This is a genomic window from Erwinia plantamica (assembly GCF_043420595.1).
Classification (GTDB): domain Bacteria; phylum Pseudomonadota; class Gammaproteobacteria; order Enterobacterales; family Enterobacteriaceae; genus Erwinia; species Erwinia aeris.
In genome coordinates this window covers 72,325-97,993 of sequence record NZ_JBGCUC010000008.1, presented here as the reverse complement: position 1 = coordinate 97,993, position 25,669 = coordinate 72,325, and the positions used below count along the sequence as shown (strand labels likewise).

The following is a 25,669-nucleotide window of genomic DNA, read 5'->3' as shown; positions in this document are numbered from 1 at the left end:
AGTGGATAAATTATCATTCGTTATATTTTCGGCCCGTTCCGCCTGAACTTTAGTTGCTAAAGCTAAATTCCATGCAAAGGTTAAAAAACCGCAAAGCCTTACGGACAGCCATCTGGCGAGAAAAGAACCGGTTCCAGCCGCCCGCAAAACCCTGTCGACGACAAGTCATTATTATGCAGAGATGTTTTAGTATGGTGAACGGATCACGCCCGCTGAAAGATCAAAAACGCCACCTTACGCCCGCGTTGTAGCCCCAGCCTTTGCCGCCGTTGCCGTCGATTTCTTTCCGATAGTCCGCTTCTGCATAGAGCGACACGTTATTTTTAAAGACGGTGGTGGCACCGACGCCGGCTTCCCACATCTGACCGAACTTACCGCTGCGGAAGCTCTGCTCAAGGCCGTCCACGCCTTTAGCGCCTATTGTGGTTTTAGCCTGGCTGTCCCAGCCTTTGTAATAGTTAGTGCGCAGATAAGGCGTGTACTGGCGGCCGCTGTTATCGCTCCAGCGTCGATCCAGCTTCGCGCCGACGCGCCCAATGGTCTGGTGCGAATCGTCGTAGCTGACCGTCAGGTTATCCCTGTCGCTGAAGTTATCCAGCCCCAGATGCAGGTAAGTCAGCTGGGCTGAAGGCTCCAGCCGCAGCCCGCCGCCCAGCGCAAACGGATAGCCGCTCTCCAGCGAGGCGCTCCAGCCTTTGCCTTTGATCTTTGCCACGTTCTGCCTGCGTGCAATATCCGTTTCGCCACGATGCCAGCTGTAGGAGAGCGTGCCGTCCAGGTAGAAGCCGCTTTCCTGTAGCCAGGTGGCATAAAGCGCCAGCGTATCGCTGTCGAACGTGGTGCTGCTGTAGCCGTCGGCCGCGTCCGGACGGATGCGGCTGTTACCGCGTGTCCAGGCGACGCCGCCGCGCAGGCTGCCGTTGTCCCCATCCAGCTGCACGACGTTGCCGCCTACCTGCAACGCGCTGTAATCCATATCCAGGTCGTAGCCGAAATTCTGGAAGCTCTGGCTGGTGCTGTAGCGCATGTTGGCGCCGGTATAGCGCAGGAACATTTCCCCGCCGGCCTCGCCCTGGCCCTGACGCAGCTCGCCCAGCCGGTTATGCAGATCGTTAAGCGTGGCTGCGGAATAGTACGCCAGCCCGGTCGGAGCGGAGAGATAAGCAGGCACCTGCGGCACTACCGCCGCACGGGAAACGCCGTTATTCCTGACGAGGCCGTTAGCCAGACGATAGTCGCGAAACTGACTGCCGCTGCCGTCGACCTGCCGCTGGGCGGCATCGCTGCTGCCCGGCGCAAAGCTGTAGAGATCGTAGCGCCACGGCCCGGCTGCCAGATAGCCGCCCTGGAGCGCAAAGCTGTTGGCGCTGGCACTGCCTGCCACCTGTGCCAGCGAGATGCCTTCGTTCGCCTCAATAACGCCATTTTGATTAGCATCGTTCAGCGCGCCGGTGCTGCCTGCCGCTGGCGTGACGTTAATCAACGTGGTGCCGTTAACATCGCCGTTTACGCGCAGGATGTCGCTGCGCTGGTTGGCGGGCGCGCCGCCGCCGTTAAGCGCGCTGGCGAGCTTCAGCGTGCCGTTCAGCGAGTTCAGCGTGCCGTTGATGGTCAGCGTGTTGCCCGGCGATCCGGAGCCGTTGGTCAGATCCAGCGTACCGGCGTTATTCACCACCAGCGAATCGCTGGTGCCGCCTCTCAGTACGGGATCTACAAGGTTTCCGGCATAGAGCGTGGACTCGCGATCGATATTCAGGGTGCTGTGCGCCAGCTGCAGATTGTCGGTCAACGTCCAGTCGGTATGGTAGAAATTGATGGTGCTCCAGCCCGCGCCCAGGTTGACGCCCCGGCCTGCGTCGTCGCTGGCGAAGGAGCCGCCACGGGCCGCTATCTCGCTCAGGCTGAGCGTGCTGCCTTCGCCGCCCGCCGTGGTGATATGACTAACGTTAGCCAGGCTGACGTTCTGCACAAAGGCCTGGTTATCGATGCCGCTGCCCATCGTCAGGCTGCCGTTGAGGGTGCCGCCGGTCAGCGTCAGCGTATCGGTGCCGTTCCCCGTGTTCACATCGCCCTGCACCGCTCCACCGATCAGGGCGATCCGATCGTCCGTCGCGCCGCCCGCCACGATAACCGTATCGGCATATTGCGCGCCAATCGTGCCTTCGTTAACAAATACCGTGCTGCCGCCGCGCAGATCGATAACGGGCGCCACCGTACCCCACGAGAAGATGTCGCCCCGGTTTACCACTTCGCTGGCGGTCTGGCTGACAATTGCCGAACCGCCGCTTTCAGTGGTGATATAGATGTTTCCCTCTGAGATGACTTTCCCCGTGGTATTGGCGCGGATCCCTGTTCCGCCGCTGCCGACAAGGATCACCATGCCGCGTGGCACCAGCATGTCGGCCTGCGTGGTCGAGCCATCGGCATTAGCAAAGGTGTAGCCCGTTGCGCCGTCGGAAGGTTCGATACCAACGGAAAGCAGTGAATCGAAAGTGGTGGCGGAACGAATGCCGCTGCCGCTGCCCCTGGCATAGATATAGGTGTTGGCCAGGGAAATGTTGGGGGTTTCCGCCAGGTTATTGATGGCGCTGCCGCTGCCGTTTACCGTCAGCGTAGCGCCGTCAATCGACAGCCCGGCGGCGCCTTCTTCCAGCAGAACGGCGTCGGCGCTGCCGTTGCCCGTAATGCTGTTACGGAAGATGCCGTCGCCATACAGCGCAAAATTACCGTTATGACCCACGCGTACCGCTGCCGTACCACCTGACTCCAGCTGGGCGCTTTCGGGAAAAAATTGCGCGGTGCCTTCGCTCACATCAAACGCGATACCGGTAGCAGCGACCAGACCGCCCTGCATCAAAAAAGAGCCGCCGTTTTGTATCCGTACGCCGGTGCTGTTGTCGCCGGTTAGTTTAACCAACGAAGCGTCTCCCAGCGTTATCCTCGCGCCGTTGGTTATCTGAAAAGCGGTTGCGTTAGCGCCACCGCCAGAAACGCTGCCGCTATCGTAAACCGATGTACCTGCGCCGTCAGCGCGGATGCCGACGGCGCCTTCTCCCCCCAGAGTGATTGGGCCAGTGAGGTAGGCATAAGCGTTGCCGCCCGCCTCGCTTCTTAACCACACCGCCGTATTGTGGGTGTCGCCTGACGGCCCGGTGCTGCCGTTAACGTTGACGATCCCGTCCGAGTAAACGCTGGCAAAGCTGCCGCTGCTGGCGATCGCTTTGATCCCGGTGCCGTTATCGCCATTCAGATTGATCGTCCCGGCGTTGCCGACCAGCCCGCCGCTGCCGGAGTCGATCGCCAGCAGCGCGATATTCTCCTCCGGGCGAAAATCCGCCTGACCGTTAACGTCAATCACGCCGTTATTTTGCAGGCGGGCGTTCGGGCCATTCACCACCTTCATGGCGGTGCTGTTCTGAGTTTGTGCACCCAGTACGATATGCCCGTCATTTACGGCGCTGCCATCACCAATCATATTAATGCCGACGGCGCCGGACAGCCGGGTATCGAAGGCTTCATCCGTCAGAGCATTTTGCGGCGATCGCCCCAGCCAGAGCGTGCCGTCCACAGCATTGGTGAAGCTCGCCTGCGGGCCGTTAACGAACACGCCGCTGGCGCCGTCCGCCGCGCCTGTATTAATGTTGCCGTTATTGATCGCGCTGCCGCTAAAAATCCCCAGGCCAGTGCCGCTGCCTGCGATGTTGATGACGCCGTTATTGGTGAAACGGCTGCCGTCCTGTAGCCGTACCGCGTTGCGGCTTTGGCCGACCGTGCTGCTGTCCACGCCGCTGCCATCGGCATTATTGAAGAAGCCAGCATTAATAACGCCGTTATTAACGCCGGTACTGCCGCTAAGCAGATCCAGCGCGTTGCCATCGGTGATGCCGTTACCGGTACTGGCGACCTTACCGTTGATAATCGCGGTGCCGCCGTTTGCAGCCAGCACCGCGCTGCTGGCGTTAGCCACCTCCAGCGTTTTATTAACCGTAACCCTGGCCTGCGCGCCGTCTGCGCTGAGCACCACCAGTTCGCCAATCGGCTGCGCCGCTTCGTCATCCGCATCCTGCGCCACTATGCCGTAAACGATTTGCCCGCTGGTGAGAGTTACGGCTTTATCCAGCTCGTCACGGTAGCTGTCGGGATTGAGCTGGCCCGTTTCCAGCTGCCCGATAAGCCAGTTGTTATAGTTTTTAAAATCATCAAAGTTGGTCACGTTGAATCGCGTGATGACGTTATTTCTGGTGGCGACGCTGAACTCGCCTTTGTAATCAGCCACGCTGTCAACGGGAAGGGTCAGATAAGGCCCGCCAGAAGGTGGAAGCGCAGCGGTAAAGGTCAGGCGGTTATCGCCATTCCAGTTCATGTTGCCGCTGCCGGTGGCGGCAAAAAGCCGACTCTGTTTGGCCGCCATGCGCCAGCCGTTGGTTTCTGACGTCGTTGCCGCACCGGACTGGCCGATTGCCACGTTAATGGTGCCTTTACTGACCTGCGCCACGCGGGCGTTAATATATTGCCCGCCTTTGACGTCAACATAGTTTGGCAGCGGCGTATCCAGCCCGAGCGGCGGTATTTCGACCATGCTGGCGGAATTAAAAACGTCAAAGGGACGATAGCCGCCGTTCTCCCAGTCCGGGACATAAATGGTGTAACCGCCTGTACCGGGATCCAGGCCCGGCCTTTCTGCCAGCGACAGGTCAGGGTTATTCACACGGCCCTGTAGCTCTCTCAGCGTAAAGCTTTGCTCGCCGCTCAGCCCCGGCGAAAACTGCTGGTTGCCGCTAAGCGTTTGCGTGGAGCCGTTGCAGACGCAAAAAGCGCCGACTTTATTATCATTAACATAGGGTGAAAAGGGTTTCAGCGTCGCCGCCTGGCTGTAAAAAGCAGGCGCTATCGCGCCCTGTGCCGCAATAAGGCTTAACAAAAGGGGATGTAATTTAAACAAGGATATTTCCTCCAGAGCTGAAGAAAAAAGTAAAAAACATCTCGCCGTAAAAATGCGATTGCAGACGGCAGGCGGCGTGACGAATAATTAAAAATTGTTAATAACAATCACATCACTACTGAAAAGAAAGATCCATATAAAGTTATGGCGACAAACGACATCCCCGAAAAAATAAGAATAGTGCCGTAAATAATCATATTAATTACCGGCCCTTTATTAAACTCTACAGGCCTGATTGCTAAAAGGAATCGCCGCCTTTTCAGGCTTAACGTAAAATATAATTATAGTCTTGACAAATAAATGCAGCTCACGATAAGAGAAAAAATGAGAAGATAAAATTTAACGGTCAACGCCATAAATATTTACTATTAAAAATCAGTATGAAACGTTATTCAGCGGCGACTTAAATAATCTCATTTATGATTACGCAACCGCATAACCGCTGCGTTTGTGCCTTGCAAAAAACAAAAAAAATGGCCCGAAGGCCATTTTCATTTTTGCTGTTCTTCCGCGCCGGAGCGATCAGGAAGCGGATGCCAGACGCGCCTCGTAGGCCACTGCCTGTTTGGCATCGAACTGGTTTTCCCACTTGGCGATCACCAGCACTGCCAGCGCGTTGCCGACCACGTTTAGCGCGGTACGCGCCATGTCCATGATACGGTCAACGCCGGCGATAAACGCCAGGCCTTCCAGCGGAATGCCTACGCTGCCCAGCGTAGCCAGCAGCACCACAAAGGAAACGCCAGGCACGCCCGCGATCCCCTTTGAGGTCACCATCAGCGTCAGCACCAGCACGATCTCCTGACCGATAGAGAGGTCAATGCCGTACAGCTGCGCGATAAAGATCGCCGCGATGCTCTGATAGAGCGTGGAGCCGTCCAGATTAAACGAATAGCCGGTCGGCACCACAAAGCTGGTGATGGACTTGGGCGCGCCGTAAGCCTCCATTTTCTCCATGATCTTCGGCAGCACCGTTTCGGAGCTGGAGGTGGAGTAAGAGAGGATCAGCTCATCCTTCAGGATGCGCATCAGCGTGGTAATGCGCAGCTTACAGATGCGCGCGACCGTTCCCAGCACCACAAAGGCAAAGAACAGAATGGCGACGTACACCAGGATCACCAGCTTAGCCAGCGGCCACAGCGAGGCGAAACCAAAGTTGGCGATAGTCACCGAGATCAGGGCAAACACGCCAATCGGCGCGTAACGCATAATCATATTGGTGACTTTAAACATGGTTTCCGAGGTGGAACGAAACACCTTCACCAACGGCTCGCGATGTTCCGCAGGCAGCGATGACAGCCCCAGACCAAACAGCACCGAGAAGAAGATGATCGGCAGCATCTCGCCTTTCGCGATCGCCGCGAAAATATTCTGCGGGATCAGCGACAGGATAGTGGTCACCAGGCTGTGCGGGCCGCCCTGAACCTGCGCCGTCGTGGCTTCATACTTAGAGATGTCCACCGTTGCCAGCGTCGACATATCAATGCCGTAGCCAGGTTGAAACACATTCGCCAGGGTAATCCCTACCACAATGGCAATGGTGGTTATCACTTCAAAATAGAGGATGGTTTTGACGCCGATCCGCCCCAGTTTTTTCGCATCGCCCACGCCGGCGATACCGACGATCAGCGTGGAAATCACGATGGGAACCACAATCATCTTGATCAGATGGATAAAGATATCCCCGGCAGGACTAAGAATGTTAGCGATTAACCATTCACGATCCTCCGGTTGATTATGCAGTATCGCGCCAACGACGATCCCCAGTACCAACGCCGTCAATATTTGCCAGGCAAGGCTGAATTTTGCAGCTTTCATAATAGTTTTTTCCTTAACAAAACCCGCTCTCCGCGTCTTTAATGCGGAGCGATCACTCTCAAGGGAAGCAGGCCGATGTCGGCGAATGCGCGGATAATGGATGGTTGATACCTGATTTGCAGGCGCGTAATCAGTACCATTTTCACGGGTATAAATGCAACCCTAAGTGATATACGGCTAAACTATCATCGCCGAACAGGATAAAGCTCTGGAATCGACGTGTACGACTAACTCTTTGTTATAATTAGCAATATATCTCCATACTTGCGCATAGCTATGCAGTTGCTCGCCAGACGCCAGGCGAACAGCCAGGTTTAGTTGTGCGCCTTTTGTACAGCCCGTTTGCGTTATGCGGCGAATGAGTGGGCGACGGTTGCAGAAAGTTCCACCGTATTATGGCAACTTTTTGACCATTTTCATCACCTGACGTTATGGCGTGATCCATGGCGCAAAAAGCAAACAAAGCCCGGCGGCTCGCTCCATCCAACCTTTGATTGACATATTATTAACATCTTCAAGGAGAGTAGCCATGAGCCAACAACACCGACATCCCGTTCCCGCGAATATCGCGGAAAATACGCTGATCACTGCCCAGCAGTATCAGTCGATGTACCAGCAGTCCGTACAGGATCCCGAGGCGTTCTGGGGCGAACAGGGTAAAATCCTCGACTGGATAAAACCGTACACCCGCGTGAAGAACACCTCATTTGCGCCGGGTAATATTAATATCCGCTGGTTTGAAGACGGCACGCTCAATCTGGCGGCCAACTGTCTGGATCGCCACCTGCACAGCCGGGGCGACCATCCGGCGATTATCTGGGAAGGCGACGACGCCAGCGAAAGCAAGACGCTGACCTTTCGCGAGCTGCATCGCGAAGTCTGCCGCTTCGCCAACTCGCTGAAAGAGCTGGGCATAGGTAAAGGCGACGTGGTGGCGATCTATATGCCAATGGTGCCGGAAGCCGCCGTCGCCATGCTGGCCTGCGCGCGTATCGGCGCGGTGCACTCGGTGATTTTTGGCGGTTTCTCGCCGGAAGCCGTTGCCGGACGCATCGTCGACTCCGCCGCGAAGCTGGTGGTGACCGCCGATGAGGGCATTCGCGCCGGGCGCGCCATCCCGCTGAAGAAGAACGTCGATGAGGCGCTGGCTAATCCCAGCGTCACCACGGTAAGCAACGTGGTGGTTTTCCGCCGCACCGGCGCGGATATCGACTGGCACAGCCGCGATCTGTGGTGGCACGAGCTGGTGAACAAGGCCAGCGCGCACCACCAGCCGGAAGAGATGGGCGCGGAAGATCCGCTGTTTATCCTTTACACCTCCGGTTCCACCGGCAAGCCGAAGGGTGTGCTGCATACTACCGGCGGCTATCTGGTTTACGCGGCGACCACCTTCAAATACGTTTTTGATTATCATGCCGACGATATCTACTGGTGCACCGCCGACGTCGGCTGGATCACCGGCCACAGCTATCTGCTTTACGGCCCGTTGGCGCTGGGCGCGACCACGCTGATGTTTGAAGGCGTGCCGAACTGGCCGAAGCCGAGCCGGATGGCGGAAGTGGTGGATAAACATAAAGTCACGCTGCTGTATACCGCGCCTACGGCAATTCGCGCGCTGATGGCGGAGGGCGACAAGGCCATTAGCGGCACCGATCGCTCCACGCTGCGTATTCTGGGTTCCGTCGGCGAACCGATTAACCCGGAAGCCTGGGAGTGGTATTACCAGAAAATTGGCAATAGCCGCTGCCCGATTGTCGATACCTGGTGGCAGACGGAAACGGGCGGCTTTATGATCGCGCCGCTGCCTGGCGCGACGGAGCTGAAGGCCGGTTCGGCCACCAAACCCTTTTTCGGCGTGCAGCCCGCGCTGGTCGATAACGAAGGCAACGCGCTGGAAGGTGCCTGCGAGGGCAACCTGGTGATCGTTGACGCCTGGCCAGGCCTGGCACGCACGCTGTTCGGCGATCACGAGCGCTTTGAACAGACCTACTTCTCTACCTTTAAAAACATGTACTTCAGCGGCGACGGCGCGCGACGCGACGAGGACGGCTATTACTGGATCACCGGCCGCGTGGACGACGTCCTGAACGTTTCCGGCCATCGGCTGGGCACGGCGGAGATAGAATCTGCACTGGTGTCCCATCCTAAAATCGCCGAGGCGGCCGTGGTCGGCATTCCTCACGCCATTAAAGGCCAGGCCATCTACGCCTATATCACGCTGAACAGCGGCGAAGAGCCGACGCCCGAGCTTTACAGCGAGGTGCGCAGCTGGGTGCGTAAAGAGATCGGCCCTATCGCCACGCCGGACGTGCTGCACTGGACGGACTCCCTGCCGAAAACCCGCTCCGGGAAAATTATGCGCCGTATTTTGCGCAAAATTGCCGCTGGCGATACCACCAATTTAGGCGATACCTCGACGCTGGCCGATCCGGGCGTGGTGGAAAAACTGCTGGAGGAGAAACAGGGTATTGCCATGCCCTGAAAATAAGCAAAAGGCAGTATAGCTTTATCGGGCAGCGTAATGATTATCACGCTGCCCTTTATTTATCAGCTTCCCGATGATGAGGCATTACCGGCGCGGTCGCTCAGTCAAGCCGGATCTCATAACAGCTCTTGCAATTATCTCTGGAGACTCTGTGATGAACGATAGATATCAGCGGATTGAAAAAAGCGCGCGCTTTAAAGAGCTGGTCAGAAAACGCCAGGCCTTCGCCACGCTGCTCTCGGTAATAATGCTTATTCTCTACGTCGGCTTTATTTTATTAATCGCCTTTGCGCCAGGCTGGCTGGGTACGCCGCTTGACGCTAATACCAATGTTACCCGTGGTATTCCGATTGGCATTGGGCTGATCGTTATTTCTTTTCTTTTAACCGGTATTTATGTCTGGCGAGCCAATGGCGAATTCGACCGCTTAACCAAAGCGCTGCTGGATGAGGTGAAATGATGAAACTTTTCCTTTATTTCGCCCTGCTGCTGCCTGTTTCCTCCCGCGCCGCCGATGCGATTAGCGGCGCGGTTGAAAAACAGCCCACCAACGTTGAAGCGATCGTGATGTTCCTGATCTTCGTGGCCGCCACGCTGGGTATCACCTGGTGGGCCTCCAAACGCACCCGTTCGCGCAGCGATTATTATACCGCAGGCGGCAATATCACTGGTTTTCAGAACGGCCTGGCGATGGCGGGCGACTTTATGTCCGCCGCCTCATTCCTGGGGATCTCCGCGCTGGTTTATACCTCCGGCTACGACGGCCTGATCTATTCGCTGGGTTTTCTGGTCGGCTGGCCGATTATCCTGTTTCTGATCGCCGAACGGCTGCGCAACCTGGGACGCTATACCTTTGCCGACGTTGCCTCCTATCGTCTGAAACAGCTGCCTATTCGCACGCTTTCCGCCTGCGGCTCGCTGGTGGTGGTGGCGCTCTATCTGATTGCGCAGATGGTCGGCGCGGGTAAGCTTATCCAGCTGCTGTTTGGCCTGGACTATCACGTCGCCGTGGTGCTGGTGGGGATCCTGATGGTGCTGTACGTCCTGTTCGGCGGCATGCTGGCGACCACCTGGGTGCAGATTATCAAGGCGGTGCTGCTGCTGTTCGGCGCCAGCTTTATGGCAATCATGGTGATGAAAACCGTGGGCTTCAGCTTTAATAATCTCTTTACCCAAGCGATGGCGGTGCATCCTAAAGGCGTGGCGATCATGCGTCCCGGCGGGCTGGTGCACGACCCGATTTCCGCGCTGTCGCTCGGGCTGGGGCTGATGTTTGGTACGGCCGGCCTGCCGCATATCCTGATGCGCTTCTTTACCGTCAGCGATGCCCGCGAGGCGCGTAAAAGCGTGTTCTACGCCACCGGTTTTATGGGCTACTTCTACTTCCTGACCTTTATTATCGGCTTCGGCGCTATTCTGCTGGTCGGCGCTAATCCGGCATTTAAGGATGCCACCGGCTTGTTGATTGGCGGAAACAATATGGCGGCGGTGCATCTGGCCGATGCCGTTGGCGGCAGCCTGTTCCTGGGCTTTATTTCCGCAGTGGCCTTCGCCACGATTCTGGCGGTGGTTGCCGGGCTGACGCTGGCGGGCGCATCGGCGGTATCGCACGACCTTTACGCCAGCGTGGTGAAAAAGGGCCAGGCCACCGAGAAGCAGGAGCTGCGCGTCTCGAAAATCACCGTGCTGGTGCTGGGGGTGGTCGCTATCGCGCTGGGTATTTTGTTTGAGAAACAGAATATCGCCTTTATGGTCGGGCTGGCCTTCTCGATTGCGGCAAGCTGTAACTTCCCGATTATTCTGCTGTCGATGTACTGGTCGAAACTGACCACAAGAGGTGCGATGGCAGGCGGCTGGCTGGGGCTACTGACGGCGGTCGTGTTGATGATCCTGGGGCCAACGGTGTGGGTGCAGGTGCTGGGCCACGCGAAGCCGGTCTTCCCCTACGAGTATCCGGCGCTGTTTTCTATGCTGGTCGCCTTTATCGGCACCTGGCTGTTTTCCGTGACCGACCACTCGCAGGAAGGCCAGCAGGAGCGGCAACGTTTCCAGGCGCAGTTTGTGCGTTCGCAAACCGGCGTGGGCATTGAAAGCGGGAAAAGTCACTAAGTAGCGATCTGCAAGGCGGCTGGCCGCCTTGCAGCGCAGCAACGCGCGCCCTCAGTAGTAGTTCAGCACCACCACCACGCTATCCTCTATACGCTGTGCCACTTTCGGCGTTCCGGTTGTTTGCATATACAGCGCCTCGGTTACGCCGCTGGTAAAAACCTTCAGTCCCTCAAGTTTTTTACCGCTTTCATCCAGGATCTGCTGCTCGAGCACGTTCCCCGCCGATGCCTGCTGCGTAATCTCCACTGTAGTCGACGGCACCGTTTTGCATATTAACGTGAGGTCCCCTACCTTGTGGTTACGGTTAATGGGCTCGCCGACGATAACCGTCCCCAGATCGTTGGGGTAACTCACCAGCTCTGCATGGCAGTCATCGATCGGCGTGATCGGTATGCCGCCGCTGCAGCGTGCGTCTTTGCCCAGGCCATCCCATCCTGACCAGCAGGCGCTGTAATCGCCTTCCTGTACCGGTACGCTTACCGTTTGCGTTAAGCGGTATTGCGCGACTTTTATCCGACTTGCTGGTTCGTCGGTGGCGTTCTGGCATTGTTGTACGGTTGGCGCGCCGCCGGGCGCATCGCTCATTCCGATAAACGTGGCGGCCACTTCAGGATCGCGGACGGTAAGGCCATAGATATGGAACACAAGGTCACGATCGTTGCCTCTGCTGGAGCAGAGCCAGACATCGGTGCCGGCCTCCACCGTAATCATATTGTTTCTGACCGTCAGGCCGGTCGTGACGCCCGGCACGGAATTGTAGTACCACGCCAGCGCCGACGTTGAAAAACAGATCAGGCTCAGCGCGAACATAATCCTTTTCATTTTATCTCCTTGTTATGAGCCAGCCAGCACCCCGTACGGCGGCGGCGGGCTGCGTCGGTTCAGGGGTATTCGATGATGTAATTCAGGCTGGCGGTGAATTCTCCCGCCGTCGGCGGCGTCGCGCCGTCCGCCCGTAGATAGGCCTGCATCGGGATAACGATATCAGCAGCATTCAAAGACAGCGTCAGGCCCGGCGAGGCGGCATTGACCGCCAGCGGCGCGCCCCGCACATTTTCGATGCCGATAACGATGCCGGTAGCGGTACTGCCTGCATCCGGTTGCAGCATCCCGTTACTGTCCCCATTCCCGCGCAGGAAAACTTCAATTCGGCCTGGCGTTGTTGCATCAAACTCGCAGTTTTCCAGATGAACGGCAAACGGGTAACGCGGGCTTTCCTGCGAGTTCTGCAACATGTTCAGCGTGACGGCCGCCAGCGGGAGCGTAATGTATTCATCGCCGGGCCGTATCGTACAGGGGCTGAGATTTTCAACCAGCGTACCGCTGAATTTGGCCTTCACCGCTACCTCTACAGGCGCGGCATAGCCGAGCGCAACGCACAGCATCATCCCCAGGCCTGACCACAGGCAGCGTAATAATCCCCTTTTCATTCGTAGACCGCCTTAATTGTCGCCGTCGCCTCAAAGTACCCGGGTGTTAACGAGGCCGCCGCATTTTTCACCAGCACGGCCATCAGAACGGGGGGATCCGTGCCATCAATGGCAAACGAGGTGTTTACCGGCTGGAGTTTACCGTCGTTCATTATTTTAATGGCCAGGCCGGGCTGGACATACAGCATCCCCTGGCCAAAATCTGCGCCCGTGCCGTCGATTTGCAGCGTTACCGCATTTTTACCCTGCTGCTTGCAGCTAAAGTTATAAGCAATCTCGCTCTGGTAATTAGTGCCGTTGATTTTTGCAATATCTACCTGATCGCCAAAGGAAACCTCAACGTTTTTGCCTTCATTAAGCTGACAGGAGGCAGACTGCACCACGTTGGCCGTCATGGTGAAGGTAAATACCTCCGGCGCTGCCGTCACCCGGCCTGAAAATAGCGTTAATCCTGTTAGCGTGCAGAGCACCGCTTTTGCAAAGGTGGTTGTCCTGTCCATCTGTTTATTCCTGCCGCCGTTTATCACGACTTATCCAACATAAACCTGCCGCAGCCCGAGCAAAACGCGGTTAAGCAAAGAAGCGTTGCGCGGCTGCTCTGGCGAAGCGGCAAAACTTTATGCGCTTAGCCAGCGGGCCTGACCGCCGTGGCCTTACAATGATCCCCGCTACAGGTAAACTGCAACTGCGGACGGGCGCCGTAATCGTTGATATAGGTGAGTAGCGGGCGGCTCCCCAGCGCTTCAGCGCTGACCTCAAGCACGCCTTTACTTTTCGGCGCGATCATCAGCGGCTTGAAATCATTGATGGCGCTATTCCTGGCGGCGTTGCGGCCATCGATCAGCGTCACGAAATAGGGCGTGGGATTGTTTACCTGATAGCGATCGCCGGCGCGAGTCAGCGTCAGCTGCTCCTGAAAGGGCACCGCGTTTCTTTTGGGCACCAGCGCCTGCGGGCGATAAAATAATTTTACCTTTGTCTGCAAGGCAAGCTGGAGCGTATTGGGGCGTTCGGATCGCGGCGGGATCTCACGCAGATTAAAGTAGAACAAGGTTTCACGATCCTGCGGCAGCGCGCCCACGGAAGGCAACGTCTCTATTTTTACCTGGCTTTTGCTGCCCGGCTCAATGCGCTGTACCGGCGGCAGAGCAGTCAGCGGCTGCTGGATTTTTTTACCCTGGCTATCTTCTATCCAGCCCTGCGCCAGATAGGGTAATTGTTTATTATCGTTACTGACGCCCAGGCTGACAGACTTTTGGCCGCCCTCAAAAATCACGCGTGTACGATCGAGCGAAACAGCGCCATAGCTTTGTGCAGCCACCAGGACGGAGAGTAAAACGGCGATGCGTGATAAACCTGCTTTATATGATCTCATTTTTTCCCCTTACACCATGTCAACTATCAGCGGCAGCCCTGCGCGGTTTATAACAGGCGGCACGGCAATAAAAGACGCTGAGAAATATCACCGGACAAGCTCTCCGGCAGTTTAAATTCGCACTGCTCTTTGCCGCTCCAGCTTACCCGCATCGTTATGCCTGGCTGGATACCGCTCAGATAGATGCTGCCGTCGTCATTCACAATGCCCACTTCCTGACGCTGGCTGTTTTTTACCGTAGCGCCAAACGGCGGGGCTTCGCCGTTTTCCAGGCGCAGTACCGCCATGGTTTTGCTCCCGGTCACCACTTTAAAGCCACCGTAGCCAATCGCGCCTTCGGTTAAGGTGCGCTGGATAACCGAAGCGCTCGCTTCAGCATTGTCCGGCAACGCATTGATATCGATACTGATGCGGTTACGGTAATAGCTGCTGATATCCGCGATAACGGCTTTGCCAAAGTGGTTACTCAAGGTATCCGCGCCGTAGCTTTTTACCGGAATATCCTTTACCGCGGTGTCGATCAGCATTCTGGTGCCGCCCGGCCTGCTGGTACGATGCAGCGCCGCACCCTGTGCGGTAGCCGTTACGCCGCCCTGCGCCGAAAGGCTTAAAGCTGAATAGCTGTTGCCCTGATAGCTGGCATTAACGTTTATCCGCGCTCTGTCTCCCTGATAGGTGTAATAGCCGCTTGCCAGCGTCTCCTGACCGGCAACCCCGCCGCTGATTTGGTAGTTGTTACGCTCATCCATCGTATTGAAGTAGCTGGCCTGATGACTGTTATTACCCTGATTAAAAGATCCGTTGTAATTCAGCGTGCCGCTGTTGCCCCACGGTAGAGACAGCGACAGGTAAATACCGTCATCATTGCTGCCGTCATATTTATTACGCCAGGCGGTGGCTGACAGACTGACGTTACGCAAGCGCCCGGCGTCAAAATATTTCGTCGCCGTCAGGGTAAAACGGTCATTGTCCGGTTTATCCCACCAGGTCTGATGAGAGTAATTCAGATAAAAGCTTGCCCGCCAGTCGCGCAGCTGCTGGCTAAAGATGGCGGTATACATCTCTTTACCGTTGCCGTAGGCCCTGCCGTATTTATGCGCGTTAAGGTAATCCTGCATACTCATATAGCCCTGCTCTGAATAGCGGTAGCCTGCAAAGGTCATTTCACTGTCGGTTTCGTCGAACCTTTTTGAGTAGCTGACGCGCCACGAGGCCCCTTTCTGCGTATCCGGCAGCGGATCGGGCAAACGCCGGGCAAACGCCTGAGTAAAATCCAGAGAGAGCGCGCCGAAAGCCATCAGATCGCGCCCTGTGCCCAGCGCCAGCGTCTGGTATTCCTCACTGGCTATCGTCCCGCCGTACAGGGACCAGCCGTTACTGACGCCCCATGAGAACTCGCCGTTTACAAACCCCTCGCCTTCCATATGGTGCTGAGTGTTGGAAGGCCTGCCCGCCGCCAGCTTGTAGCGCACCATGCCCGGCCGCGTCAGATAGGGCACGCTGGCCGTATTGATGCTGAAAGTTTGTACTGAGCCATCCTGCTCTTCTACCCGCACATCCAGCTCGCCGCTGATCGTTTCGTTGAGATCCTGAATACGAAACGGCCCGGCGGCGACCCGGGTTTCCTTGATGACCCGCCCTTTCTGGCTGATCACCACTCTGGCGCTGGTTTTCGCTATCCCGCTGATTTCCGGAGAATAACCACGCAGATTAGGCGGCAGCATATTGTCATCAGACCGCAGGCTCAGCCCGGTATAGGTAAAACTGTCGAAGATATCTGAAAAGAGCGCATGTTCGCCCACGCCCAGCCTGGCGTGCCTGTGCGGTAAAGCGCGCCAGGCATAGAAACGCGTCCAGTCCCAGTTAAGGTTATTACTGGCCTGATTGTCATAGCGCCCCTGCCAGTCGGCACGCAGGCGCCAGGGACCAACGTTGGCCCCGGCCGTCCCGTTGCCCGTAAACGTGTTGTCCGTCTTCTTCTCGTGCTCATGTCGGGTCTGGGCACTGGCGTAATAATCGAACAACAAGCCGGGTATCCCCTCATCCCACTGCGCTGGCGGATCCCAGTTGGGCGCGCGGTATTCCAGATAAATTTGTGGGATAGTTAAATAGAGCGTATTGGTGCCTAAATCAGCGCGCTGGCTCATACCCGGCAAACTGTCGGTATTCAGACACTGGCCCTCATGCCACCACGTTAACTGCGGGCGTAGCTCAGGCTTCAGGCCAATAAAATTGACCAGAGCGGCAGTCAGACAGGGCTTACTTTCTTTTTCATTATCTTCTGTCGTAAACCAGTCTACTGACTGCTCGGGGAGCTCATTATCATTAATCTGAAGTTTCAGAGTGTAGTTACCGGGCATGATATATCCCGCCTGAGAAAAACGGCTGAGATCGATGTTCGCTCTGTCTTTCACATCTAAAAGATCGGTATTAAATTCTATTCCACGTGCCTCGACAGACCGCGCGAAACAGCAAAGAATCAGCAGGAAGATGGCATGCCACAGCCATAAAATATCTTTTTTTAATATAATATTCACTGACATCGGCATCCTTACGAGAAGTTAATCCCTGGGTAAGCCTTTCATAACCGATTTAATAATTTTTTGCCGGAGGAATTAAGCATGGAAATAATTCCGCCATTCTGCCGACAAACATGAACCTGTTTTGCCGTTGTTCCCCAGGCAGAAAACACTCCCGGCAGAAACGCCGGGAGAGGACAAGGTCCGTCAAATCGACTTATTGATATGCAAGTGTGAAATCAGCAATACTCTGGAATTCGCCAGGCGTTACGTCTTTACCATCACCTTGCACATAGGCAGAAAAACTCAGCGTATTATAGCCAGTCTGCAAAACCTGCTTAGCGCTCGGACTGCCGAGCTTGAGCACTGCGCCAGTACCATCAGTGATGGCGATACTCGCGCCCTTAACTGTCCCGGTCATGCCCAACAGACCGGTAGCGCTTTCCGGTCCGCTAAACGTAGCCGTTACCGCTGCGGCGGTCGCAACCGTACAGTTTTCCAGTTTAATCTGGAAAGGACGGGGATCGGAGGTTCCACCATCCTTCAGGGTAACAGTCGAGATTTGCCCAAGAGGCACGTCCTGATAAACAGAGTCAGGATTAATTGAGCAAGGAGACTCAATGACGGAGCCAGAAAAAGTCACTGAACCATGTCCCTGGTCGGCATAAGCTACAGAAGTCATGCCGAAAATGGCGATAGCTGACAGTAAGATTTTATTCAGTTGCATAAAGTACATTCCTTTGATTATAAACCTTTCCGTTTATCGGATGATAAATGTTTATTTATAACATCATTTTCTTTGCTGAAAAAAAGCCAACCTGTAAAAACAGATAAGTTAATAATGCATTAACGGCGCTTCAGTTTATTAATGGCCATTTACATTGTCAGGTAAATACAATCCTTAATAAATACCTGTTCAGGGCGGCAGGATTATTCTTACAGAAGACATTTCCAGATGAAAGGTCTTTTTTCTTAAAAAATGACAGAAAAAAATGAAAGTTTAGACAGGAAGGTGTTACTGGCGATAAATGCTAAAAAATCGTCAAACAGAGATGCTCTTTAGAATAAAAAACCAAATAAAACCCATTTTGCACGCCGTCACTCTATAAATGACAAATGTAAAAAAAGAAGAAACAAACGGGGCGGTTTAAATATATAGCATTTATCTTTGCCGGAGTATTAAAAATATCAGGCAAGCTCCTTAATATAAGCTGCTATATTTTAATATATATCACCTGTTTGAACATTAGCGGCAACAACTTTATAAACCTTGTTAAAAGTTCAGCATAATAAGCCTGTTCCCGGCCTGTATCAGGGCATCAGCCGTACCGGGAGCAGGCAGGTCCGGCCAGAAGCCGGACACATTCAGCGGCGGGCCACCCTTTACAGGTTGCCGCCTTTGGCATCAGAAATGCAGGGATGCACCTACGTATGCGCCGTCAGCAATGACGTTGTCTTTACGACCGTCTTTGCCGTTCATCGCCAGGTACTGATAGCCCACGCGCACGTCAACCAGGGAGATTGGCTTAAAGCTCACGCCAGCGGAAGCTTCCTGGTAGTCATCAATGTGGCTGGAGAAAGAATCCGGCGAGTAGTAATACTGGCCAAATACGTTGAACATATTGGTGACTGGAACGCTTGCGCCAATGCCGACCGCAACGGCATAGCCGTCTTTGCTATCGGTTGGGTTAGTGGAAATCGCTTTCACGCCAGGCGTGATAAAGATATCGCCCAGACCCACATTGTAACCCAGACCCAGGCTGCCCATGCTGCCGTCGTGATCGCTACGCAACCAGTTACCGGTCAGCGCCAGACCAGGCGAGTCAGCGCCCATGCCCGCGTGTACATTAGTATAATCACGACCTACGTCGACACCGCCTTCAATCGCCTGCGCTGATCCGGCCAGCGCCAGCAGCGCCAGAGCGCCTGCGGTAGTTGCCACTGCTTTCATTTTATTCTCCTGATGAATTTACTTACGCCGTTTCCCGACGGCAGCGGAGGATAGATCATCAACAGAGGAAATAAAATGAGAATGCGACGAATCTTAGGGCTTGTTTAGTAAATGTTGCTGTTAGGGGGCGAACATACAGGCTTTAAACCAGCGTCCACATCAGGCGGCCAATCAGCGGCGCGATAACCACTGTCACCACGCCTGACAGCATCATCACCAGGCTGGCGACCACGCCCTCTTCCTGACCAATTTCATAGGCGCGAGCGGTGCCTGCGCCGTGTGAGGCCGCGCCAAACCCGGCGCCTTTCGCCAATCCCTGCTTGACGGCAAGCCGAATAAAAAGCAGATCGCCGACGGCCATGCCGAATACGCCGGTGATCACCACAAACAGCGCCACCAGATCGGGCTGCCCGCCCAGCTGCTTCGCCGCCGCCAGCGCAAAGGGCGTAGTGACAGAGCGCACCGCCAGACTACGCTGGATTGCCTCCGGCAGCGTCAGCAGCCTTGCCAGCCATACCGAGCTGCAAACGGCGACCAGCGTGGCGGTCAGCACGCCCGCGCTAAGCGACAGCCAGTGGCGGCGGATAATCGCCATATTTTCATAAACGGGCACGGCGAAGGCCAGCGTAGCCGGGCCAAGCAGCCACAGCAGCCAGCGGTTTTCGTCGATATAGTTCTGCCAGGAGATATGGGTCAGCAGCAGCAGCGCCACCAGCACCATTGGCGTCATCACCAGCGGCATCAGCAGCAGCCTGTGCCAGCGGCGGTAGAGACGTTTATTGAGAAAATAGACCAGCAGCGTCGCCAGCAGACAGAGCAGGCTGATAAAAAAGTTATTCACCCTGACGCTCCTTTTTTCGTGCCGCCAGCCGCATTTCAAAACGATAGACGCGATCCACCACCAGCGCGGTAGCGGAAAGCACCAGCAGCGTACTGATCATAATCACCAACATAATCCGCCAGCCGTCCACGCGCAGCAGCTGCGAATAGTTAACCACCGCCACCACGGCAGGAATAAAAAACAGCAGCATTTCCGCCAGCAGCCAGCGCGATCCGGCTTTCACCCAGTTCAGCGGCAGCACCCGCAGCATAATCAACGCCAGCAGCAGCAACATGCCCACGATATTGGCGGGCAACGGCAGCCGCAACCAGTCAACCAGCCGCTGCGCGGCCAGAAAAAAAGCGATATACAGCACCACCTGTAACGGAACCTGAATACGTTGCTGCCACGTGCTTTGCGGGCGTATCGCCAGCTTCATGATGGGTCTCTCTCTGAATAATGCGTAAAGAGAGTATAAAGCCGTACCAAAGGGTGAAAAAAATGACTTAATATTATCTGAACTATGCCTTACAGGAATGTTTATGGACGTCAGAGCCCTGCGTTATTTTGTGGAAGTGGTGCGCCAGCAAAGCTTTACTCGCGCGGCGGAGCAGCTGTACGTCACGCAACCCACCATCAGTAAAATGCTGCGCCAGCTGGAGGATGAACTGGGCTGTACGCTGCTGATCCGTGAAGGACGCAAGCTGCATCTGACCGATACCGGACAGGCCGTTTATCAGCGCGGACTGACTATCCTTCAGGAATTTAAGCAGCTGGAAGCGGAAATCAGCGATATCAACGACCTGAAAACGGGCGAGCTGCGGTTAGGCATTCCGCCAATGGTGGGGATGCAGATTGCCGGTTCGATCTCCGCTTTCCGCCAGCGTTATCCCGGCGTCGAGCTGAAAATTTCCGAATTCGGCGGCCTGACCGTGCAGCAGGCAGTGCTTTCCGGCACGCTGGATATTGCGATGACCGCGCTGCCGGTAGCGGAAGATCTGCCGCTGAACGCGCTGCCGCTGATGAGCCACCCGCTCTGCGTGCTGGTGCCGAAAACCCGCGAATGGCTGCGCCGTACCCATATTCCGCTGGCCGAGCTGGCCGGGCATCCTATCCTGATTTATAACGAAGAGTTTTCGCTGAACCGCCAGCTGATGCGTGCCTTCCAGGCCAGCGGCTTTACGCCGCAGATCGCGGTACGCAGCGGCCAGTGGGATTTTCTCGCGGCGATGGTACAGGCCGGTATGGGCGTGGCAATCCTGCCGGAGCCGATCTGCCAGCGGCTGGATAAAAGCCATCTGCTGTGGCTGCCGCTGGAGTCGGAGCTGGTCTGGCAGCTGGGCCTGATCTGGCGGGAAGGCAGCTACCTCTCAAAGAGCGCGCAGGCCTGGATTGCCTGCTGTCGCCAGTTCTGGCCGGGTCAGACGCCAACGCTGTCGGTATAAAAGCCATAACAGCGCCAGAAGCGCACAGCAATAAACTCCGCCAACATTGTCGCCTGGCCTCGGCTTCTGGCGGGCAAACAGGCGATCGTTCTTTCTTTGCTGCCCGCTAAAGATGAACAAAATTTAAGCTGCTATGTTATTGTCTGGAGCAATGACGCTCGCTAACACGCAAAAGGATTATTGCATGACGCAGTCAATGCAGGCATTGCACCTGCCCTTTACTCTTTTTCAGACGCAAAATCGCATGGACGACGATAGTGCCGACGATATGAAGTGCGGCGATTTGAGCGAATTTCAGATCAGGAAAAACTTTCGCTTAGAGAAGATTTCCGGTCAGTACGATCCCTGGCGGGCAGAGAGAACGGATTTTCCCATCAGCAATTACGCCGTGATACGTCATAAGATGCGCCATCATGAAGTGGCAGCCAAACTATTCAACGAATTCCGCCGCGAGTCGCGGCCCTTCTCTTTTTTCGGCCATCGCGGGCTGTTTATGGCACTAATCGACCATTTTCAATATGGCGATGGGAAACCCTTTTCCAGCAGTGAATTAAATGGGGCTTATAAGAGGTTGATAGAAAGCGCGCATTCAGATAACGCAAACTCGTCAAAGGTTATCGATAAATTCATACGGGAAAATATAGACTGGGATAATGGTTTTTTTGCCGAAAATAAAAAACAGGCTTTAAGAAAAGTTATCGGAGAGAGTTTTCTTCCGACATTTAATAGATTACAAGACAAGATGAATGGTCTGGGTATGTCAGTGCACGGTATATACGCGACAAAAATCACGCTAAAGTCTCTGGAAGTTAACGGAGATAAATACAAAGCCACCCTGCATTACAAAGGCCAGGATCACTTTGGCCTTGATGACCGCGATATCATGGATCCTCGTTTTCATCATTTGAATATTTTCCGAATCTGGTTTGTGCTACAGCGCTGGAGAAGGTACGCGTACAAGCCCTTCTTTACCAATATGGCAGCGACCATCACGCTGACGGGAAGCAAAAAGTGAAAAAGATAAATAGATTTTTCCCGGCTCTGGTCGTAGTCAGCTGGCTGTACGTCATCGTTATGATGCTACGGCCTGTAGAGGTTATAGCTGTTCACCAGAATCATTCCGTCACAGATATTTTGGTGAAAAACTTTCCTCTGACCAACAAAGGAAAGATTGAATGGTGGAAAGAAAACGCCCGGAAAGTGGATAAACAACACCCTTTTCTTTTAAATAGAAAAGGCGAGACTTTTTGGGTAACTATCTGGGACTTTAAAGACGGTTATCAGCAAGAAAAACCCGATGACACTACTTTTTTCCCCAGTCATAGTACCGACCATCTGCTCTGTTTTGAGGATATAAAAGCGGAGGAAAGATGTATTAAAAAAGAAAACTGGTTGATGCAGGTTACCAGAGCGACAACGGGAACCATGAGCTACACCATGGAAGACGCCTCTTATTACCAAAAACCAGGCGGCCCGCTGATCCTGGAAGAACGCTGATACTACTGCTGCTAACAGCAGTAAAAAAGACCGCGAGCCGGGCGGCTCGCGGTCTTCCCGCTACTCTTCTTTCTCGATCAGCAGCGTTTCCAGCAGGTCGAGATCGTGCAGCATCTTCTGCATGGTTTCGTTGCTGATTTTCTGCGTGGCGCGCAGGTGATACAGCTCGCCGCGCTCGGCGCGCAGCGCGGTCAGACGGAAGCGGCGCTCCAGATTTTCCGCATACAGCGCCCGCTCCAGATCGTCCTTACCGTCCACGCGACGACGCATATTGCCAATCACTCGCGACGCGATTTCTTTGACCAGGTCAGCGTCGATATTCTCTTCGGTATCGGCCGCCAGCCGCTCTTCCATCTTGTGCAGGCTGTCGATAGCCGTTTCCGCCATCGCCGCGCGCGCCATCTGGATCTCATGGCGGTGCGCCGTCTTATCCCTGCCTGCCACGCCGCGCAGCAGCAGCGGCAGCAACACTACGCCGACCAGCAGCGAAAACAGGATCACGCCCATTGCCAGGAAAACCAGCTCGTAGCGCGCCGGGAAAGCGTCACCATTGGTCAGAAACAGCGGAATGGACAGCACGCCGGCCAGGGTGATAGCCCCGCGTACGCCGGCAAAAGAGGCAATCAGCAGCTCACGCAGGCTGTAGCTGCTGAACTCCATTGGACGCTTTTTCAGCAGGCGCTGGCTAATCAGGCGCATCGTCCATAGCCAGGCGAAGCGGACGATCATCAGCGCGGCGTAAATCAGCACTACCGACAGCACCAGCATCCACAGATCGACGTTAGGATCGGCCTCTGCCTGAGTCACGGACAGCTGTAAAATGTCCGGCAGCTGTAAGCCCAGCATCAGGAACACCATGCCGTTAAAGACAAACTCCAGCATCTGCCAGACGCTGTTGGCACGCAGACGCATCGCCAGCGGCGCCTGACGGATAATGCCCGAACGGGTAATGGTCATGCCCGCCGCAACGGCGGCCAGGATCCCCGATACGCCGATATGTTCGGCAATCAGGTAAGAAGCAAAAGGCAGCAGCAGCAGCAGCACCGTCTGCGTAGCCGGATCGTCACCGCTCCAGCGGCTGAACAGACGCAGCGACTTGCCGTACAGCCAGCAGATAACAATACCGGCCACCAGACCGCCGACGGCAACCTTTACGAACTCCAGCGACGCGCCAGAAACCGTGAACACCATGGTGCCCATCGCGACCGCAACGGCAAACTTCAGCGACACCAGGCCCGAAGCGTCGTTCATCAGCGCCTCGCCCTGCAGTATCGACATAATTTTTTTCGGGATGCGCCCTTCTCCGACAATCCCGGAGAGCGCCACGGCATCGGTTGGCGACAGCACGGCCGCCAGCGCGAAGGCGGGCAGCAGCGGAATACCCGGCACCAGCCAGTAGATCAGATAGCCAATGCCGACCACGGTGATCAAAACCAGCACCAGCGCCAGGCCGATAATCTCGCGTCCGTGATGCAAAAACTCGCTGGTTGGCGTCTTCCAGCCGTCAGCAAACAGCAGCGGCGGAATAAACAGGACCAGGAACAGCTCGGGATCGAAGTCGACGTGCAGGCCGAAAGTCGGCCACGCCAGCAGCGCGCCCATCACAATTTGCACCAGCGGCAGGGGGATTTGAAAAGGAATAATGCGTGCGGCTACGCCAGAGAGCGAGACCACCAGCGTGAGGATGAGAATAGTAAAAAAGATTTCCATGTTGTCCTTTCATAGCTTCCAGATAGCGACAAAAATATCAGGCTCGGAACAAATAATGCCCTGTGTAATAGTAAAGCAAAAATGGGATGGCTTGAAAAAGCTGATGTGTGCTATTGCGTGGAAAAAAGCAAAAATTCGGAACGGAGGCCGGAAAAACCGGCCTCGTAAAAGGGGATCAGATAGCCCAGCCGCCGGCGTAAAAAGCGACCAGCGCGATAGCGATAACCACGGTGCCGACGTTGAGCTTGCGCCACTCGCCCGCAAAGATGCGGCCAATGACCAGCGAGCCGAAGCCCAGCATAATACCGGTAACGATATTGCAGGTCAGCACGATGAACACGGCGGCCAGCAGGCCGGACATGGCGTCAACAAAATCGCTGAAGTCGATTTTAGAAACGTTGCTCAGCATCAGCAGGCCGACATACATCAGCGCGGGCGCGGTAGCATAGCCCGGCACTAAATAAGCCAGCGGCGACAGGAACAGGATCAGCAGAAACAGCACGCCTACCACGATAGCGGTCAGGCCCGTTTTACCGCCCGCCGCCGTGCCCGCTGCGGATTCGATATACACCGCCGCAGGCGAAGCGCCGATAAGGCCGGAAAAGATGCTGCTGACCGAGTCGGTGGTCAGCGCTTTGCCGCCGTTCAGGATCTGATGATCTTTATCCAGCAGGTTCGCCTGGCCTGCTACCGCGCGGATGGTGCCGGTGGCGTCAAACACGGCGGTCATCACCAGCGCCAGCACGCTTGGCAATACCGCAGGCTTCAGCGCGCCCAGAATATCCAGGCTGAACACCAGCGAGTGGCCCTGCGCATCCGACAGTGAAGGCATGGCAAACAGCCCCTGATATTTTACGGCCGGATCGAAAATCAGTCCGAGCACGGAAATGGCGATAATAGTCAGCAGGATCCCGCCCGGCACGCGCAGCTTTTCCAGACCGAAGATTGCCGCAAGGCCTGCCAGCGTCATCAACACGGGGAAGGAAGCGAAATCGCCCAGCGCGACCGGCAGTGCGCCAGGTACAGGGTTTTTTACGACCAGGCCCACGCCGTTAGCGGCAATCAGCAGCAGAAACAGGCCGATGCCGACGCCGGTGCCGTGCGCCACGCCCATTGGCAGGTTGCGTAAAATCCAGGCACGGATGCCGGTTGCAGAGATCAGCGTAAACAGCACTCCCATCAGGAATACGGCTCCCAGCGCTACGGGCACGCTGATATGCTGGCCCAGCACCAGGCTGAAAGCCGTGAAGGCAGTCAGCGAGATCGCGCAGCCGATTGCCATCGGCAGGTTCGCCCACAGCCCCATAATGACCGAGCCGAAGCCCGCCACCAGGCAGGTAGAGACAAAAACGGCAGCGGGAGGAAAGCCCGCCTTGCCGAGCATGGACGGCACAACAATCACCGAATAGACCATGGCGAGGAAGGTGGTAAGTCCGGCTAAAATCTCCTGGCGGACGGTACTGCCGCGTGCAGAGATTTTAAACCAGGCGTCTAACGTTCCGCCGGTCTGATGATGAGTCGACATAATGGAAATCCCCTGAACTTTCTTATGAATTATCGATGCCTGA

General features: G+C 55.6%; 19 protein-coding genes. 6 read left to right on the top strand and 13 right to left on the bottom strand.

All coding sequences use genetic code 11. The features are described 5' to 3' along the window. Positions 1-220: 220 nt before the first annotated feature. Together AB3U87_RS10485 and gltP are read right to left on the bottom strand one after the other, a co-directional pair. Positions 221-4,942, bottom strand: a complete 4,722-nt coding sequence (locus tag AB3U87_RS10485) for an autotransporter outer membrane beta-barrel domain-containing protein (protein ID WP_394148931.1) — start codon at positions 4,940-4,942, stop codon at positions 221-223. 522 nt (positions 4,943-5,464) lie between these two features. Beyond that, positions 5,465-6,760, bottom strand: coding sequence for a glutamate/aspartate:proton symporter GltP (gltP, locus tag AB3U87_RS10480; protein WP_125290230.1), 1,296 nt, complete (start codon positions 6,758-6,760; stop codon positions 5,465-5,467). A gap of 529 nt (positions 6,761-7,289) precedes the next feature. On the opposite strand from gltP, the gene acs reads away from it, so the two are divergent. From acs to actP, 3 genes are all read left to right on the top strand, one after another. After that, positions 7,290-9,242: an acetate--CoA ligase gene (acs, locus tag AB3U87_RS10475; RefSeq protein WP_301730338.1), complete on the top strand. Its 1,953-nt coding sequence runs from the start codon at positions 7,290-7,292 to the stop codon at positions 9,240-9,242. Between the two features lie 157 nt (positions 9,243-9,399). Then, positions 9,400-9,705, top strand: coding sequence for a DUF485 domain-containing protein (locus tag AB3U87_RS10470; RefSeq protein ID WP_369895087.1), 306 nt, complete (start codon positions 9,400-9,402; stop codon positions 9,703-9,705). Continuing rightward, positions 9,702-11,354 carry a cation/acetate symporter ActP gene (actP, locus tag AB3U87_RS10465; protein WP_369895085.1) on the top strand — a complete coding sequence of 551 codons (1,653 nt, stop codon included), beginning with the start codon at positions 9,702-9,704 and terminating at the stop codon, positions 11,352-11,354. Before AB3U87_RS10470 ends, actP begins: the two co-directional genes overlap by 4 nt. Positions 11,355-11,405: 51 nt before the next feature. On the opposite strand, the gene AB3U87_RS10460 is transcribed toward actP, so the two are convergent. The 9 genes from AB3U87_RS10460 to AB3U87_RS10420 form a co-directional block, all read right to left on the bottom strand. Beyond that, entirely contained in the window at positions 11,406-12,176 is a 771-nt protein-coding gene (locus AB3U87_RS10460) for a hypothetical protein (protein WP_301730378.1), read from the bottom strand. A gap of 59 nt (positions 12,177-12,235) precedes the next feature. After that, positions 12,236-12,784 carry a fimbrial protein gene (locus tag AB3U87_RS10455; RefSeq protein WP_301252126.1) on the bottom strand — a complete coding sequence of 183 codons (549 nt, stop codon included), beginning with the start codon at positions 12,782-12,784 and terminating at the stop codon, positions 12,236-12,238. Beyond that, positions 12,781-13,284 (bottom strand): fimbrial protein, encoded by a 504-nt coding sequence (locus AB3U87_RS10450; RefSeq protein WP_301252125.1) that lies wholly within the window; start codon positions 13,282-13,284, stop codon positions 12,781-12,783. The genes AB3U87_RS10455 and AB3U87_RS10450 overlap by 4 nt, the downstream gene beginning before the upstream one ends. Before the next feature lie 125 nt (positions 13,285-13,409). Next, on the bottom strand, positions 13,410-14,159 hold the full coding sequence (locus AB3U87_RS10445; protein ID WP_394148930.1) for a fimbria/pilus periplasmic chaperone: 750 nt from the start codon (positions 14,157-14,159) through the stop codon (positions 13,410-13,412). Between the two features lie 47 nt (positions 14,160-14,206). After that, entirely contained in the window at positions 14,207-16,702 is a 2,496-nt protein-coding gene (locus AB3U87_RS10440; protein WP_394148929.1) for an outer membrane usher protein, read from the bottom strand. A gap of 193 nt (positions 16,703-16,895) precedes the next feature. Beyond that, entirely contained in the window at positions 16,896-17,405 is a 510-nt protein-coding gene (locus AB3U87_RS10435; RefSeq protein ID WP_369895082.1) for a fimbrial protein, read from the bottom strand. A 678-nt stretch (positions 17,406-18,083) separates the two neighbouring features. Beyond that, positions 18,084-18,629 carry a YfaZ family outer membrane protein gene (locus tag AB3U87_RS10430; RefSeq protein ID WP_253456085.1) on the bottom strand — a complete coding sequence of 182 codons (546 nt, stop codon included), beginning with the start codon at positions 18,627-18,629 and terminating at the stop codon, positions 18,084-18,086. 142 nt (positions 18,630-18,771) lie between these two features. Then, positions 18,772-19,470: an LrgB family protein gene (locus AB3U87_RS10425; RefSeq protein WP_253456088.1), complete on the bottom strand. Its 699-nt coding sequence runs from the start codon at positions 19,468-19,470 to the stop codon at positions 18,772-18,774. Continuing rightward, a complete protein-coding gene (locus AB3U87_RS10420) occupies positions 19,463-19,888 on the bottom strand; it encodes a CidA/LrgA family protein (RefSeq protein WP_253456091.1) in 426 nt (141 codons plus the stop codon). The genes AB3U87_RS10425 and AB3U87_RS10420 overlap by 8 nt, the downstream gene beginning before the upstream one ends. A 103-nt stretch (positions 19,889-19,991) precedes the next feature. Between AB3U87_RS10420 and AB3U87_RS10415 the strand changes: the two genes are divergently transcribed. The 3 genes from AB3U87_RS10415 (at position 19,992) to AB3U87_RS10405 (ending at position 22,391) form a co-directional block, all read left to right on the top strand. Further along, positions 19,992-20,894 (top strand): LysR family transcriptional regulator, encoded by a 903-nt coding sequence (locus AB3U87_RS10415; RefSeq protein WP_253456093.1) that lies wholly within the window; start codon positions 19,992-19,994, stop codon positions 20,892-20,894. 184 nt (positions 20,895-21,078) lie between these two features. Then, positions 21,079-21,909 (top strand): DUF3289 family protein, encoded by an 831-nt coding sequence (locus AB3U87_RS10410; RefSeq protein ID WP_394148928.1) that lies wholly within the window; start codon positions 21,079-21,081, stop codon positions 21,907-21,909. After that, on the top strand, positions 21,906-22,391 hold the full coding sequence (locus AB3U87_RS10405) for a DUF943 family protein (RefSeq protein WP_394148927.1): 486 nt from the start codon (positions 21,906-21,908) through the stop codon (positions 22,389-22,391). The genes AB3U87_RS10410 and AB3U87_RS10405 overlap by 4 nt, the downstream gene beginning before the upstream one ends. A 60-nt stretch (positions 22,392-22,451) precedes the next feature. On the opposite strand, the gene AB3U87_RS10400 is transcribed toward AB3U87_RS10405, so the two are convergent. Together AB3U87_RS10400 and AB3U87_RS10395 are read right to left on the bottom strand one after the other, a co-directional pair. Further along, positions 22,452-24,101, bottom strand: coding sequence for a Na+/H+ antiporter (locus AB3U87_RS10400; RefSeq protein ID WP_253456099.1), 1,650 nt, complete (start codon positions 24,099-24,101; stop codon positions 22,452-22,454). Between the two features lie 175 nt (positions 24,102-24,276). Continuing rightward, complete coding sequence (locus tag AB3U87_RS10395; protein ID WP_253456102.1) at positions 24,277-25,626, bottom strand: NCS2 family permease; 1,350 nt, start codon at positions 25,624-25,626, stop codon at positions 24,277-24,279. Between the last annotated feature and the right edge of the window lie 43 nt (positions 25,627-25,669).